This window comes from Alphaproteobacteria bacterium US3C007 (genome assembly GCA_034423775.1).
Classification (GTDB): Bacteria; Pseudomonadota; Alphaproteobacteria; order Rhodobacterales; family Rhodobacteraceae; genus Thalassovivens; species Thalassovivens spotae.
Map to the genome: position 1 here is coordinate 3102141 of CP139918.1, position 15712 is coordinate 3117852.

The 15712-nt window shown below is 49.0% G+C and carries 16 protein-coding genes; 5 read left to right on the forward strand and 11 right to left on the reverse strand.

Annotated elements, in window-relative coordinates:
• Positions 1-234: 234 nt before the first annotated feature.
• Both UM181_14720 and UM181_14725 read right to left on the reverse strand, forming a co-directional pair.
• A complete protein-coding gene (locus UM181_14720; GenBank protein ID WQC62551.1) occupies positions 235-879 on the reverse strand; it encodes a DsbA family oxidoreductase in 645 nt (214 codons plus the stop codon).
• Positions 872-2407, reverse strand: coding sequence for a class I adenylate-forming enzyme family protein (locus UM181_14725; GenBank protein WQC62552.1), 1536 nt, complete (start codon positions 2405-2407; stop codon positions 872-874). Before UM181_14725 ends, UM181_14720 begins: the two co-directional genes overlap by 8 nt.
• Positions 2408-2473: 66 nt before the next feature.
• Here UM181_14725 and UM181_14730 point away from each other — a divergent pair, with 66 nt between their 5' ends.
• Positions 2474-3097 (forward strand): XRE family transcriptional regulator, encoded by a 624-nt coding sequence (locus UM181_14730; protein WQC62553.1) that lies wholly within the window; start codon positions 2474-2476, stop codon positions 3095-3097.
• Positions 3098-3126: 29 nt separating this feature from the next.
• Here UM181_14730 and UM181_14735 read toward each other — a convergent pair whose 3' ends face one another.
• Positions 3127-4932 (reverse strand): extracellular solute-binding protein, encoded by a 1806-nt coding sequence (locus UM181_14735; GenBank protein WQC62554.1) that lies wholly within the window; start codon positions 4930-4932, stop codon positions 3127-3129.
• Between the two features lie 287 nt (positions 4933-5219).
• Between UM181_14735 and UM181_14740 the strand changes: the two genes are divergently transcribed.
• Positions 5220-5993: a 3-hydroxybutyrate dehydrogenase gene (locus UM181_14740; GenBank protein ID WQC62555.1), complete on the forward strand. Its 774-nt coding sequence runs from the start codon at positions 5220-5222 to the stop codon at positions 5991-5993.
• A gap of 580 nt (positions 5994-6573) precedes the next feature.
• Here UM181_14740 and UM181_14745 read toward each other — a convergent pair.
• From UM181_14745 to UM181_14760, 4 genes are all read right to left on the reverse strand, one after another.
• A complete protein-coding gene (locus UM181_14745) occupies positions 6574-7272 on the reverse strand; it encodes a DUF502 domain-containing protein (protein WQC62556.1) in 699 nt (232 codons plus the stop codon).
• 90 nt (positions 7273-7362) lie between these two features.
• Positions 7363-8262: a pseudouridine-5'-phosphate glycosidase gene (locus tag UM181_14750; GenBank protein ID WQC64773.1), complete on the reverse strand. Its 900-nt coding sequence runs from the start codon at positions 8260-8262 to the stop codon at positions 7363-7365.
• A 1-nt stretch (position 8263) separates the two neighbouring features.
• Positions 8264-9148, reverse strand: a complete 885-nt coding sequence (locus tag UM181_14755; GenBank protein WQC62557.1) for a PfkB family carbohydrate kinase — start codon at positions 9146-9148, stop codon at positions 8264-8266.
• Positions 9149-9154: 6 nt separating this feature from the next.
• The gene (locus UM181_14760; GenBank protein WQC62558.1) at positions 9155-9913 is read right to left on the reverse strand and encodes a DUF4198 domain-containing protein; all 759 of its coding nucleotides are present in this window, start codon (positions 9911-9913) and stop codon (positions 9155-9157) included.
• Between the two features lie 46 nt (positions 9914-9959).
• Here UM181_14760 and UM181_14765 point away from each other — a divergent pair, with 46 nt between their 5' ends.
• The 3 genes from UM181_14765 to tsf all read left to right on the forward strand — a co-directional run bounded on the left by UM181_14765 (position 9960) and on the right by tsf (position 13045).
• Positions 9960-11105 carry a HupE/UreJ family protein gene (locus UM181_14765; GenBank protein ID WQC62559.1) on the forward strand — a complete coding sequence of 382 codons (1146 nt, stop codon included), beginning with the start codon at positions 9960-9962 and terminating at the stop codon, positions 11103-11105.
• A gap of 170 nt (positions 11106-11275) precedes the next feature.
• Entirely contained in the window at positions 11276-12094 is an 819-nt protein-coding gene (gene rpsB / locus UM181_14770) for a 30S ribosomal protein S2 (protein WQC62560.1), read from the forward strand.
• Between the two features lie 75 nt (positions 12095-12169).
• Positions 12170-13045: a translation elongation factor Ts gene (tsf, locus tag UM181_14775; GenBank protein WQC62561.1), complete on the forward strand. Its 876-nt coding sequence runs from the start codon at positions 12170-12172 to the stop codon at positions 13043-13045.
• An 87-nt stretch (positions 13046-13132) separates the two neighbouring features.
• Here the strand turns inward: tsf and UM181_14780 are convergent, their stop codons facing one another.
• From UM181_14780 to UM181_14795, 4 genes are all read right to left on the reverse strand, one after another.
• Positions 13133-13894 carry an autoinducer binding domain-containing protein gene (locus tag UM181_14780; protein WQC62562.1) on the reverse strand — a complete coding sequence of 254 codons (762 nt, stop codon included), beginning with the start codon at positions 13892-13894 and terminating at the stop codon, positions 13133-13135.
• 212 nt (positions 13895-14106) lie between these two features.
• Positions 14107-14511, reverse strand: a complete 405-nt coding sequence (locus tag UM181_14785; GenBank protein ID WQC62563.1) for a hypothetical protein — start codon at positions 14509-14511, stop codon at positions 14107-14109.
• Positions 14486-14998 (reverse strand): winged helix-turn-helix domain-containing protein, encoded by a 513-nt coding sequence (locus UM181_14790; GenBank protein ID WQC62564.1) that lies wholly within the window; start codon positions 14996-14998, stop codon positions 14486-14488. The genes UM181_14785 and UM181_14790 overlap by 26 nt, the downstream gene beginning before the upstream one ends.
• A complete protein-coding gene (locus UM181_14795; protein ID WQC62565.1) occupies positions 14991-15695 on the reverse strand; it encodes a recombinase family protein in 705 nt (234 codons plus the stop codon). The genes UM181_14790 and UM181_14795 overlap by 8 nt, the downstream gene beginning before the upstream one ends.
• Positions 15696-15712 lie beyond the last annotated feature (17 nt).

Below are 15712 nucleotides of genomic sequence, written 5' to 3' on the forward strand. Positions count from 1 at the left end.
TTGATCAAATTTGTTCCATCCCCGGCTAAACGGTAAAACGTTTGAATTTAAACAAAGTTAATCGCCAGAAGCGCGATCTAACTGCGCCGAACGCGTAATTCCAAATAAATGCGCTTGTCTTTAAGACTGGCTTTCTGTCCAACAATACCTTTACGCAACAAAGTAGATTTCTAAAATAACACCCCATAATACTGAGGCCTTATTCTTAAGGCCGATAAACAACCCCCTCTAAACTTATGTTTTTAGACTTTTATTCTCTTTAAGCTCGGCAATTACTTGCGTCCATAAAGCAGCGGGTTGTGCGCCTGGAACCGCGTGTTGGCCCGCAACGATGAACGTGGGCACCGAGTTCACCCCCATTTCACGCGCAGATGCATCGCGCGCGTGCGTTTCCTCTTTGTCCGCCTCTGAGTTCAAAAGTTTCAAGACCATAGCCGCATCCATGCCGCAGCTATCGGCAATATCGGCGAGCACTTCAATATCTCCAATATTTCGTCCCCGTTGAAAATAGGCTTCAAATAGCAAGTCCACTACGGAATTTTGTTTCTCTTCCACACCAGCCCAATGGATCAACCGATGGGCATCAAGCGTATTCGGTGTATGTGATATTGCTTCTAAATTCAATGCAAGCCCTGCCTTTTCAGCATGCTCAACCACGGGCGCGTAGGCTTTAACCGCTGCCTCTTTACCACCAAATTTCGTTTCTAGATAGGTACGCCGATCCATTCCCTGCGCCGGCATCTCTGGATTGAGTTGAAACGGGTGCCAACGAATATTAAAAATTAAATTAACTTTTCCTTCTAATGCCTTCTCAAGGTTTGCTTTTCCAATAAAGCACCATGGGCAAATCGGATCAAAAATAATGTCTAAATTAACCATTCAAGTTATTCCAGTTTAAGGCCAAGGCGCGACGTTGGATTTTACCATTGGCGGCCATGGGCAACGCGTTACAGCGGATATAAGTCTTCGGGCATTTATACGCTGCGAGATGATGTTTTGCAAAACGATCTAATACGCTCCCATCCAGCTCTGCCTCGGCCATATAAAACCCCGCAATGACAAAGCTGTTTGGCTTGATTTCTATCGATGTCACCGCAATATTTACAACCCCCGGACACGTTTGCATGACGGTTTCAACCTCTAAAGGCGCCACCCGAAAACCGCCCGCATTCATCATATCATCAGCGCGTCCGCGATATGTGATTGTACCATCCTTGTCCATGATAGCCAGATCGCCGGTTAGAAACCAATCGCCGCGAAAACAAGCTTGCGTAGCCTGCGCCGCGCCAAAATATCCAAGCATCAACCCCGCGTCAGAGCGATGCACACCAATAATTCCAATTGCGCCATAAGCAACAGGGTCACCCCCCAGGTCCAGCGGCAGGATTGCAAGTTTACGCCCCCGTTGAGGGCGTCCAAGCGCCCCTTGTTTTAAGCTTAGCTGAGGCGCATTGGAAATAAATGTCGAACATTCAGACATTCCATAGGCTTCGTAAATAAATGTATTCGTCGCTTTACGCCAATTTTCAGCAATCATCGGAGGCAGCTTTTCGCCTGCCGATAAACAATGACGCAGGTTGGGCAATTGCAGGTTCTGATCAAACTGCAAAACTTTGCGGTAAACACCCGGAACCGCAGCCATCAGCGTCACGTTGCGCGTGCGCAATATTGCCGGAAGCCCATCGATCCGATTTGGGTTTTTCAAAACCAAGGCGGTTGCCCCCTTGCTCCAGGGGTCTAATAACCCAGTGCCCAAGGTGAAGGTCCAATTTAAGGCCCCCGCGTGCAAAAGACGATCGGATGGTTTCAGATGATACCAGTCTTTCATCATCATTCGGCGGGCCCAGATCGCGCGATGCGCATGCATAACGGCGCGGGGCTGTCCTGATGTGCCCGAAGTAAACACGATATAAGCCAATCTATTCGGATCACCTCGATCATAGTCACAAGGCGCCATGTCGCGCAGTGTTGCCAAGGTTGCTTGGGCGATGATCTGTCCATCATATTGGCTGGGCCCCGCCAATTTATGATCAAGCAAAATGGCGCCCGGCAAAATCAGCGAAACAGCATGGTCAACTTCTTTTTGCGTCCATTGCGCGGGACTGGGCACGGGAATAAGCCCTACAGATATCGCAGCCAAAAAGGTGATCGGAAAATCGATAGTGTTTCCCAAGCGCATCAGAACACGATCCTGCGGCTTTAACCCTAAGGATAGAAGCCCCGTTGCGGTTCCACGGATCGCTTGCGTTAAAGCCCGAAACGTCCATGTTTCAACAGATCCATCCGTATCTATGATTTCAAGCGCTGTTTTCGTAGGAGTTTCATCTCCTGCGTTCAAGACATAGGCCGCCAAGTTAAATAAATCAGGACAGGGCGTGGCTTGTTCACTATGATATAAAGACACCATAGGTTTATGTGGTAGAAGGCCCTGCTCAAACTTGCAAGTATATGGCAAATAATCGAAGGCTTGAACATGTTGGAAACAGATCCAAAATCAATAATCCGGATCGCCCGCGCGAATGGGGGGGACGAATCCGTTGAACCTTTGAATTTAGGTGCACGCGTACGCGAATTGCGCAAAGCCCGCAATTGGACGCTGGAACAAGCGGCGCAGCAAGCTGGACTTGCCCGCTCGACCTTGTCAAAAATTGAAAATAGTCAGATGTCTCCCACCTATGAGGCATTGCGCAAGTTGGCGGTGGGCTTGGAAATTTCTGTGCCACAATTGTTTACGCCGCCCGTGAAAAACCAAATAAACGGTCGGATGGCTTCAACAAAATCGGGGCAGGGCACCGCGCATCCGACCACCACCTATGAGCATGAGCTCTTGGCTGAAAGCTTAAGTAAAAAGAAAATGCTGCCTTATCATGCGCGGATAAGAGCGCGCTCGATTGAAGAGTTTGATGGCTGGGTACGCCATGATGGTGAAGAATTTCTTTATGTTCTTACCGGAGTGGTAAAACTATTTACCGAGTTTTATGAACCGTTGGAAATGCGCCGAGGTGACAGTGCTTATTATGATGCCACGATGGGGCATAATGTGATTTCGACCAGCGAAGAAGATGCTACCATTTTGTGGATAACCTCTTTGGGCTGATAACAGCCCGTAAAGGCGTTTAGCGCGTGTCATTTCTCGACCCACCAAACATCGGGAAGAAAACCAATACGATCGCCATAAAGGGGTAGGTGGTCAGGGTATTTCAAATTGGCTTTATGCGCAATGCGACTGACACCATCATGATAAATTGGAATGACATAGCGGCCGGCCATTAACACCCGATCCATTGCTCTGGTGATGGTTTGAACATCATCGTGCGATTTGGCATGCACCAATCCTTCAATAAGGCTGTCCAATGCTGCCGATTTCACCCCCATAAGATTTCGCGTTCCATCGACATCGGCCATCTCTGAACTCCAATATAGTTTTTGTTCATTGCCCGGGCTTAAAGACAGATCGCGCCGATAGGGCGTCATGTCAAAATCTAGAGCGCGGATACGTTCTGCATATTGCGCCCCATCAACAAGCGAAATCTCGACTTCAACCCCAAGCCGCTGCAAGGCTTGACTATAAATATCAAGGATAGATTTATATTCCTGGGCGCCCTGACGCAGCAATATTTCAAACCTGACTGGGGCAGCTTGAGGGTTCATTAAAACCCCATCGCGCACTTTATAACCCGCTTGCGCCAGCAGCAATTGCGCTTTGCGCATATTCTTGCGGTTGCCCAAAGAGCCATCGCTTTTGGGAAGCACCATGCCTTCAAGTGTTCCTGGCAACAATTGTTTTGAATACGGGGCTAGTATGTGAGCCACCTCTTCGGGGGCCACCCCGGGTTGCAGTGCCAGTGATGAATTGGAAAAATACGAACTGATGCGCGCTTGCCGGTTCGCATTTTGTGCCTCGTTTATATATTCAAAATTGAACGCGTGGATAAACGCATCGCGCACCCGCCAATCAGCAAATAGAGCACGGCGGCTGTTCATCACCAAACCGCGCATGCCGCTTGGACGCGCATGCGGAATTTCCGATTTGACCACGCGTCCCGATGCAATGGCGGGAAACTCAAACTGCGTAGCCCATTTTTCTGCGTTACCTTCGCGAAAAATATCCACCTCGCCGGCCTTGAAGGCTTCAAAAAGCGCAGTTGCATCGCCAAAATAATCAATTCTAAGCCGTTCAAAGTTCTGCGTGCCTTTTCGAAACGGCAAGTGAGCGCCCCAATACTCAGGATTGCGCGTCAATTCTATGAATTTTCCAGCTTCAAGCGCGCTGATTTGATAAGGTGCGGTTGTGATTGGAATAATATCGAGGCCAGAAGCCGAAAAATCCAGATCCTGCCATTGGGCTTTTTTCAAAATAGGCCGCATGCCGGCCAACAGCGCCAGTTCGGGATTGGGGTCGGAAAACGTGAATGTAACCGAGCGCGGGCCCGTGGCGACAGCGCTGGATATTTTGGACCATAAACCTCGGTAGCGCCAATGCCCTTCAACGCCCAAAGTCTTATATGACCAGATCACATCTTCAACCGTGACCGGACTTCCATCGCTAAACCTTGCCTCTGGCCGTAAGGTAAATCTGACCCATTCGCGATTCGTACCAACCTCGATTGATTCGGCCAAAAGCCCGTATAAAGTGAAAGGTTCATCCCAGCTGCGGCCCATCAAGCTCTCATAATTCCAAAATCTTAATTGCCATGGGCTGCGGCCTTTTAGGATATGCGGGTTGACGGAATCAAACCCACCGACGGCTCCGATTTTCAACTCTCCACCCTGAGGAGCCTTTGGGTTGGCGTAGGGTAGGGACACAAAATCCGGTGGTAGAGCCGGTTGCCCATACATAGAGATAGCAGGTCTGGCCTCTGCCCAAAGGATTGGTGCAGGCATCAACAACATACAAACTAAAGGGCCGAGGAAGACGCGAAACAAGGACATAGCGATACTTTCTATTCAAGCGAGAGGCAGGTGGCCAGTCCAGCTTATGCTGCCTGAGAGTGGTTTTCAAATTTTTAGCTTGGAGCGGGTTCAACAACGCTTTATAAAGCAAGGACTGCTCGATAGGTTTCTTGCCTGTATGAAACCTGCCTCAATGACTTAGCGCCTGCTTTATGCAGGCGTTTTTTTTGGCGCTTTATAATTTTTCTGCGGTGCAGAAATACGCGTTGCGCATAATCTGACTGTGTGGCATTTTTTAACGACAGCAGAGGGTGAAAGAGCAGGGCATGAACCTATCGGGAAAAACCGCAGTAATCACCGGATCAACCTCGGGAATAGGGTTGGGAATTGCGCGTAAACTGGCAGAGGCCGGCGCAGATATCGTTCTGAACTCGTTTACGAGCAAGCCAGAAGATCATCAGCTGGCGAATGCTTTGGCCCGCGAGTTTTCAGTTAAGGCCCGGTATTGCTCAGCTGATATGCGCGATCCCAAAAGCTGCCGAGCGTTGATCGAAAACCTGCAATCTTGTGATATTTTGATCAATAATGCCGGTATCCAGCATGTCGCTCCGATCGACACATTTCCTGTTGAAAAATGGGATGAGATTATTGCAATCAATCTTAGTGCGGCATTCCACACATCGGCTGTTGCCCTTGGCGCGATGCGCAAGGCGGGTTGGGGAAGAATTATAAATATTTCATCGGCGCATGGGCTGACAGCCTCACCGTATAAATCAGCCTATATAGCGGCAAAACACGGGGTGATTGGGTTAACAAAAACAACAGCTTTGGAAACCGCCGAAGAAAATATTACCGCCAACGCGATTTGCCCCGGATATGTCCTTACGCCTTTGGTTGAGGCACAAATCCCTGACACAATGAGAAAATACGATATGAGCCGGGAAGAGGTGATTAAAAAAGTGATGTTGGAGCGCCAACCTTCACGGCAATTTGCAAGCGTTGAACAATTGGGCGGTACATGCGTATTTTTTTGTTCTGATGCTGCGGATCAAATCACCGGCACGACCTTAAGCGTTGATGGTGGCTGGACAGCGTTGTAACACTGTCCACCCCCTGCATCCCATCCAATGCTCAAATGGTGCGCCATGATCAGAGCACGACATTCAAGCGCGCTTAACGCGACGGGTCTCAGGAATGCGATATCCTTGCTGAATTTCCCTTAAGGCTTCGCATTTGGTTTTTCCGATATCTGAAAGCTGTTCATCTGAAAGGCCCTTCAAAGCGTTTCGTTCGCGCCTTACTTGCTGCATAAGCTTTATCAATTGCCAGTAATACGACAGATTTTGTAGTCTTAATATTTTAAAAAAAATCTTCACTTTGTGCTCTCCTCTGGTCTTAGAAGCGCACCACCGCAGGCGTTTTAAGTGAGACAGGTCTTAATTTACCCAAGGCCCCACCATTTTGCGGGGGCGCTTTGGATTTATTTCTTATAAATCAAAAATAAAACGCAAAGGTCCCCGCAAAGCGACCACGTTGTTTTCTATTATTTCGGGTATATAAAAACATACTTTTGGATATATCAGGGCTTTGGGCAGGTCAAGTCAGCCTAAATGCAATTATCTTCATAAAAAAAATGAATTTCAAACATCATAACAAAGCGCTCAACGCGCTGAATTCGCTTTAGGCTTTGATTTCTTTAACCGGCAGATCCTCAGGATAGACAAGCCCGGCTGAAATAACCAATTTGGCCGCGTCCTCAACGCTCATATCCAATTCGATCACATCCTCAGCGGGAAAGAATAACAAAAAGCCTGAAGTCGGGTTGGGCGTTGTTGGAACAAAAATCGATTGCATTTTCTGCCCAGATCCTGCGCGTTTTGAAACCTCACCTTTCGCTGCGGTGGAAATGAATCCAATGGCCCAAATTCCGCGCCGTGGATATTCGATCAAACATGCTTTTTCGAAAGATCTATCGGCTTGCGCAAACACGGTTTCCGCAATTTGTTTCACGCCCGAATACACCGAGCGGACAACCGGCATGCGGTTCACGAGGTTTTCTGCGGATCGAATGAAGGTACGGCCAAGAAGTCCTTTCGCAATCCAACCGATGAAAGTGGTGAAGACCAAAAAGAACACAACGCCAAGACCACGGATATTGACCCGCACATCTTCGCCCAAAATAGCCTTTAGAAGTTCTTCAGGTTGATATTGCGAGGGAACAAAAGGCAAAACGAAGCCATCCACCCAACCAATCACGGTCCAAACCAGCCACACGGTCAAGCCTACGGGCGCAATGACAACAACCCCCGTTAGAAAGCTATTTCTGAACCCTGAGATAAACCTTTTTAACAAGGTCGGTGGTTTTACAAGATCACTCACGACTACAACCCTTTATCTGAGCCAACACATATCACACTCAGACGCGCGTACAAGATTCATACCCATCAATCCCAAACAGTACCGGATATGTCATAAATTTTGTGCAATTTGAGCCGCCAAGCGCGCATTGTTTAGCACCAGAGCAATATTAGCGGTCAAAGATCGGCCTTGCGTCATATCAAAAACGCGTGAAAGCAAAAATGGTGTCACCGCTTTTGCGGTGATTTTTTGTTGCGCCACCTCTGTCAGCGCTTCTGCGATCACCGGATCAATTTCGCTTTGAGGAATTTGATCGCCCAATGGTATCGGATTGGCCACCAATTGCCCGCCAGACAGACCTAATTCTGCGCGCATTTTATGCGCCAAGGCTATTTGTTTCGCCTCATCCATGCGCAAAGGCGCAGGATAGGGCGACCCCGCAGACCAAAAGGCAGGGAATACATCGCTACGATAACAAATGACCGGAACGCCATAGGTTTCCAATACCTCCAACGTTTTGGGAATGTCCAATATTGCCTTTGCCCCCGCAGCGACAACCGTTACGGGCGTAAGCGCCAATTCCCGAAGATCAGCCGATATATCAAAACTATTTTCAGCGCCGCGATGAACGCCGCCAATTCCACCCGTTGCAAACACCGAAATGCCTGCAAAATTCGCGGCAATCATCGTGGCGGCAACAGTGGTTGCTCCAGTCTTTTTTTGCGCCATGCAAAGCGCTAAATCGGCCCGTGATAATTTGGCGGCATTCTTTGTTTGCGCCAATTGCGTTAGATCCGCTGCGCTTAACCCGATTTTCAAAACACCATCGATCACGGCAATTGTCGCGGGCGTGGCCCCAGCCTCGCGCACACATGATTCCACTGATTTTGCCATATCCAGATTTTGCGGCCAGGGCATCCCATGCGTGATGATTGTGCTTTCCAACGCAACGATGGGGGCCTTTTTTGCCAAGGCCTCGGCAACGATGGGTGCAATCTGACAATTCAGCATTTCATATTTTTCCTGCAACAAAATTCTGCGCTTCATTTGTGGCGCTCTGAAGGGCCGCCTCACGCGGCGCCCCGTCTAACTCAGCCAAAATATGCTGTGCCATGAACACATCGCCAGCACCGGTTATTTGTTTGATCGGAACCTTGGCAGGGCGCGCAACCAGCAAAGGCAGCCCATGCTGCACATCCGCAGCCGCCTTGGCGCCATCCGTTACAATTGCGCGCCAGGCGCCAGCCGCCGTCATCGCCTGTGCGGCATCTGCAGCGGTTGCAAATTCTGAAGCGCAGATAAATTCGGCCTCGTGCTTATTACAATAAATCGTAGCCCGCGCGCCTCCTAAAAAGCACCTTAATCGGGTGGCTTTGCCAGGGGAGGCCGAGCATATCCTAAGGTCACCTTGTTGGAGTAAAGGATCCTGCGCAATGCGCGCCAAAAGGGTTCCGGTTAGATTGCCATCAATGACCATTGTTCCCTTGAAAGGTGCGCTTGGGGAGCCCAAGCGCCCATCGCTTAAAGGGCGCAAAATTGCATCTCCAGCCGCCTCTAGAGAATTTGCATCTGCTAGCGCTGCAATTAATCCCGTGGCATCTTCAATTGCCATATATCGATCCGTGGGAAGATTTGCGCTGCGATAGGCAAATTGTCCCTCTATGCCCAGCCCCGCCATCACCTCCAATAACGAGCAACCGGCCGGATCCTGGCCTATATGCGACAGCATAACGGTGTCGCACCCCTTGCGGCTGAAAAGTTTGGCGATGTTAAATGCGACGCCCCCAGCTTGCTCTTTTATCAACCCGGCAACATCACCGCCCAATCCGGAATGCGTTTGCGTACGTCCGATCACATCCCAAAGGACACTGCCAATACAAATAATAGGCGTTTCCATCGAATTCTATCCTTCGGGTACAGCAAAGGTGACCGCTGCCCAGAGGCTTTCCCAATGGGCGAGGGACCCGTTGGCGGCATTGGGTTCTGGCACTCTTAGCAAGACAGCATCCAACAAATAAGTGTGCCCAGACTTAATATCTATAACCGCCACCCCCTCGGCATTGCTGCGCATCAAAGACACCTTGACAGCCCCGTCAGGGGCTTTTTCAAATATTTCGATTTGAGCATCCGCGCGTGGTGCATCGCGATACAGAATTTGAACAGCAAGCCCCTGCGCCGGATCATCCCGATAGGGATTGCCTAGCAGCACAAACTCAGTTTCCAGCCCAAAGCGTTGATCAGCGCCTTGCGCCGCGCCGATGCCAATCAAAGCCTTACTGTAGCGATGATACGCTTCTTTCACGTTGGTTTTTAACAACCCGCGCGCTTCGTGCATTTCTTCGATGGGTCCAAGATCTTTATGCTGAATAAACGCATCAAATTTCGCCCAGTCACGATAGGTGAGGCTGCTGGGCGTGGATTCATACACAACCACCATCAGCCCATCTTCGGCAGGAGTTGCCGAAAAAGCTGGGATATCCCCCATACGCGCTTCAACCTGATAAGTTTTTTGATTCAAAGACCAATAAAACGATTTGACCCGGGCCTTAAAATAAGCCTGCGCAGACCCTTTAAAGTTCTGACCATTGCGCAAGTCTAAGCGAATGGTTTCGTCAGATTGACCTTGAAAGTTTTTACCATCAATCCATAATTCATGTGCCAAAGAAGGCTGAGCAGCAAAAAAAGCTAAAAAAACAAGAAGAGGCACAATGACAAAGATACCCCTGCACCTATTCAAAACTCTTATCGCTGTATTATTGCTAAACCTTTTGGGCATATTCTCGGCCTCTGCACATGAAGTCTCTCCTTCGATAGCTGACATTACCGTTACGGACAACCAGATTGAGATCGAAATACGCCTTATGGCAGAAGCTGTTTTGGCTGAGATAGATCTTTCTGAAACAACAGATACCAATGAGTCAGCGCGGGTGGCGGAATATGACCGTTTTCGGGCCTTGGAGGCGCAGGCCTTGGCGGAAGCTGTGCGCTTATTTTGGCCCTCTATTCAAACCCGCCTGCATCTTTGGGCCGCGCCCACACGTCAGGATTTAGCGTTGAGGCTTGCCGAGGTGAGGGTGATTGGCGAAGAAAATCAGGAACTGCCGCGGTTCAGTGTTCTTCGTATAACCGGATCGCTGGCTTTGCCAAGCGCCGTCAGCTTTGCTTGGGATTCTGAGCTGGGTAATCTGGTTTTACGCCAGCAGGGCGTTGAAAATGGTCTTACAGAATACCTAAGCGATGGACAACGCAGCAGCGCGATGAACGGGCAGGGCGCATTGGAAAAGCGCTCTGTATGGGGCGAGCTGGTCGCTTATGTGCCGGTCGGTTTCGATCATATTATACCCAAAGGGCTGGATCATATTCTTTTTGTCTTGGGTTTATTCTTTCTCACCCTGCGGATCTCAGCGCTCTTATGGCAGATTTCAGCCTTTACTTTGGCTCACACGGTTACGCTTGCCGCGGGTGCGATGGGCTTGGTCACCATTCCGGGTAGCATAGTTGAGCCTTTGATAGCCGCCTCAATCGTTTTTGTGGCGGTTGAGAATATTTTTTCTCAAAAGCTTAACCGTTGGCGGCCGGCTTTAATCTTTGGGTTTGGATTATTACACGGGCTCGGTTTTGCCAGCGTTTTGCAAGAATTTGGACTGCCAGATGGACAATTCATTGCGGCTTTGATCGGCTTTAACATTGGCGTTGAAATAGGGCAACTGACTGTAATAGCTTGTGCTTTTCTGTTGTTGGGGGTTTGGTTCGGTAAGAAATCTTGGTATCGAGCCTATATTTCAATCCCGTCCTCTTGCCTAATTGCTTTGATCGGGGCCTATTGGGTGATTGAACGTACCATCTTAGCATAAGATAACGCCTTGTATTTTAGGCTTGCGCCCAGAGATAAGCTGTTTTAAACGCGCCTTTATCGAAATCCGCAGACGGAGTTCGGGCATTTAAGGGATACATCCTTAAAGTCCACCGGTTGGAGCATCCGCTCTTACAGCTCTGTCAAGGCGAAAACCGGAAAGGAAAGAACATGGCTCTTCCAGAGTTTAATTTGCGTCAATTGCTTGAAGCTGGCGTACATTTTGGCCACCAAACACAACGTTGGAACCCACGTATGGGTGAGTTCATTTATGGCGCCCGCAATGGCATCCATATTATGGATTTGACGCAAACCGTGCCGATGCTGGACGCAGCATTAAATGCAATTCGCGAAACCGTCGCGCGCGGCGGGCGTATCTTGTTTGTGGGCACAAAGCGCCAGGCAGCAGCACCGATATCCGAAGCAGCTGAGAAATGTGCACAATATTACATGAACCACCGTTGGTTGGGCGGCACGCTGACAAATTGGCAAACGGTTTCACAATCGATCAAGCGGCTTGCCAATATTGACGAGCAGCTCACCGCGGGTATGGACGGTCTTACCAAGAAAGAGCGTCTGGGACTTGAGCGCGAGCAAAACAAATTGCAAGCGTCACTGGGCGGCATTCGCGAAATGGGCGGTGTGCCCGATTTATTGTTCGTGATCGACGTAAAAAAAGAAGCTTTAGCGATTGCTGAAGCTAATAAGCTGGGGATCCCGGTGGTTGGCATTGTCGACACTAATTGCTCTCCCGATGGCGTTGATTACATCATTCCAGGCAATGATGATGCATCGCGCGCAATTGCTCTGTATTGCGATTTAGCGTCTCGGGCCGCGCTTGATGGAATGTCTGCCCAATTGGGTGCCGCCGGGGTTGATCTTGGTGAAATGGAAGAGGCGTTGCAGGAAGAGGTTGTGGTTGAAGCCGAGCCTGCTGCTGAAGCGCTCGCTGCAGAGACGGCTACAGAAGCAGCTACGCCGGACGCGTAAGCGCTGATCTAAAAGCCAAGGGCAGGGGGGTGACATCCTGCCTTTTTTCTTATGACGCTAAATGAGGAGAGCCAAATGGCCATCACAGCATCAATGGTAAAAGAGCTGCGCGACGCAACAGGCGCAGGTATGATGGACGCAAAGAAAGCCCTGACAGAAACTGATGGCGATTTTGAAGCAGCGGTCGATTGGCTGCGCACCAAAGGTCTTGCCAAAGCCGCAAAAAAATCGGGCCGCGTGGCCGCAGAGGGCTTGGTAGCAGTTTCTGTTCAGAGCGGTACGGGCGTTGCTGTTGAAGTGAACTCTGAAACCGACTTTGTTGGTAAAAACGCTGAATTCCAAACAATGGTTGGCTCGTTCGCCCAAAAAGCGCTGGATGTGGCAGATGTTGATGCGTTGGCGCAAGCCGATATTGGCGGAAAAACCGTAACTGAGGTTTTGACAGATAAGATTGCGACGATTGGCGAAAATATGTCATTGCGCCGGATGTCTAAAATCTCTGGCGACAGCGTGCAATCTTATGTCCATAGCAGCGCCGCCGAAGGTATGGGGCGTATTGGCGTTCTTGTTGCTACGAAAGGTGTAAACGAATCCTTTGCCAAGCAGGTTGCCATGCATGTTGCGGCCGCAAACCCGCAATCGCTTGGAGCTGAAGATCTAGATCCGGTTTTGCTAGAACGTGAGAAAAACGTTTTAACCGAACAAGCGCGCGAATCTGGAAAGCCCGAAGCAGTGATTGAAAAAATGATTGCGGGTCGCATCAAAAAATTCCTCTCCGAGGTGACGCTTTTGGGTCAAGCTTTTGTGATCAACCCTGATTTGACCGTTGAGCAAGCTGCTAAAGAAGCGGGCGTTGAAATCACGGGCTATGTGCGGATGGAAGTTGGCGAAGGTATCGAGAAAAAAGAAGAGGATTTCGCCGCCGAAGTTGCCAAGGTTGTGCAAGGTTAAATTGTGACATTCACGGTTTCGGGCGCGTGATCGCGCCCGGAGCCTTCAAGTAATCTCCAAGGCCGCTGCACGCGGCCTTTTTTATTGCTACGATCTTTTGGTAATATGGATTTGATTTTGCCGCACAGTCTTCATTATGGCCTGTGCGGTGGTTTCAACGCCCAAACCTTGGCGGGCAAGCCGCAAATGTTTTTCGACTGTGGCCGGTGATATATTCAACAAAATGCTAACATCCTGTAACGTTTTCCCATCACTGACCCATTGAAGAACCTGTATTTGGCGCTTTGTAAGGTTTAAAGCGGCGGGCGTTTCCAAAGGCAGCGCAATAATTTTCAAGTGAACAACGTTATTGATCAGCAAAATCTCATCACCAAATTCTTTCCAGTTCTCATCGACTTCCTTTTGCGACATATCTTTTGGTGCCGTCAGTCCGATCGCGCCTTTGGAACGCAAGGAAGGCGCTTTAAAGCTGATCGTATAGCCGGCTTTGACATCGTGCTTTTGGTTAAAGGCGATGGTGGCTAATTCACCCGGACTTAATGTGGCACTTTGCATCCGTTTTGCAATATGCGTCCAACTACAGGCGCCGTTATTGGCCTGTGCCCAATTGGTCATCGGCGCATCTTTGAAAAGCCCATCATTAATGAACCCGTTTATGTAATCTGTGCTATGGTTGGTAAGAAACGTAAAATCGTTGGGATCGCCCAATCCGTCATCCGTGGAAAAATGCGTGAAGCCGTAGACCAAGCGATCAAAGTTATACTCGCGCATTTTCGAGACGTGAAGTTCCCAAACATCGCGTATCAAATCTGCTTGTATAATCTCGCTCAGAAATCTTTCTGTTTTCACGTCCTTTAAGTCCTTTCGTTTGTCAGCTTGGTTCAGGCGGATTTAGGAGGCCTTATTATTCAACGTTTTTAACGACAGCGCAGCGCTCATAACACCATCCTAAATTTAACATAATATATATTATGCGCCTAATCTTTCCACAATCTGCCTCAAGTGTATAATTCATTTACTTAATCCTCTACCCTTTATTTTAACGCGGCATAAAACCGCTGCTAATCTTGCCCAAACTGGTAGTCTGGGCGCACCACTGGCTCATTTAAGTCTTCACGAGCCAACAATTCATCGTGGCCGTTTGTATCAACGGCGTAGGTTCTACCGCCAACATACTCCATCCGCTGGCCTTTAAACTGACCGCGCGGATCTGCTGGCAGAACGTGCTGCATATCCCAATGCGTGTTTCTAGCTGCGCGCTGCGCCAAGATGGCTTTGTCAACGCCGCGCATTGAGTTGCTTTGATCGATGCGCCTAAGCTCACCAGCAAGGCGTTCAAGATGCGCTGCATTTTTAGCAATATGATCCTGATGCCACATCTGCATGGTCATGCGAACGGTCATGGTCATGCCACCCTGTCGCATCGCAGTCACGGTTGGATTAACTTGCTTTCTTCTGCGGGTCATCTTTCTCTCCTCGCAAACTATAATAGTCGCGTTTTAAGACATTAACAGGTAAGTCATTTTGTCTTTTTTTCAGCAGCCCTAAAAGATGCTCCGCTTCATGCACTTCTGTCATCTGAAACAAATCAGAACTGTAATTTGCATAATCTACAAGGCTCTTACAAAGTTCGTCAGAGGCATAATAATATAGGGTTTTGCCTTTTTGCTTTGAAACAACCCAGCCTGCTGCAACTGTTTCTTTGAGATATGCTGAGATTGTCTGTCGGCTAATTTGAAGCTCGCTAGCAATCTGCGTTAATGTGTAACCTTGCTTTACCACTGTGCCGACATAAAGCAGTCGCCCAAACACTGCCTTTTCAGACGAGCTTTGAAACCAAGCAGTCAATTTACTTTGCGCAATCCAGCGCTGGCGGTCTTTAAAAACCTGAATTTCAGTGCGTGCTAAATGATATGAAAAGTCATTCAGTGCGGTGTTATAAATATCATCCATTGAGCTGCCCCATTTTTTTCATGCGCTGTATCACACGATAAACAGCGTTCTGCGTCCAAGGTTTACCTTTCTGATTAAGCACCTTTTTGGCGTTTAACTCACGCGCTATGTCAGATTGAGACACGCCGCGCTCATACAAAACGCAAATTTCAGGCCAGATTGTCAATGCAAAATCATCAGCCTTCTTTTGTTTCGCTGCGTTACCCGCATCTATGAGCGCTTTTTGATCAGGCGTGCCAAGCATGTTTATTTGACGACCAGAGCGCGTAATATGAGGCTTGCCTGCCTCTAGCTTTTTGCGCACTCGGTCTAAGCCCGCTTGCGCTCTTGCGACGATACGATCGCGCTGCACTTGCGCATTTGCAGACAGAACCTGAATGCTGCCTTGGCTAATAATGGGGTCATCAGCGACCTCTATTGCCACCCCCTGCTCTGCTAAAGCCTCCAGAAACTCTAATGCAATCCATTGGCGTGATGCAAACCCCTGCAAACTCGCAAGCGCAAATATAGAGCTGTCAAATTTGCAATGCTCGACGCAAGCTTGCAGCTCTTCGCGATCATTAAAGTCGCGCGTTGCTTTGCCCTTTTCAACAAACCATTTGACTGATCTGCCATCAGCCAACGCACTGATTTGCCTGCGTTGGCGATCTTGATGCGCTTGGTCAGCGCTGTTGTAAATAAAGCCGTTAAGTTTCATTTTCTCTCTCCATTTTT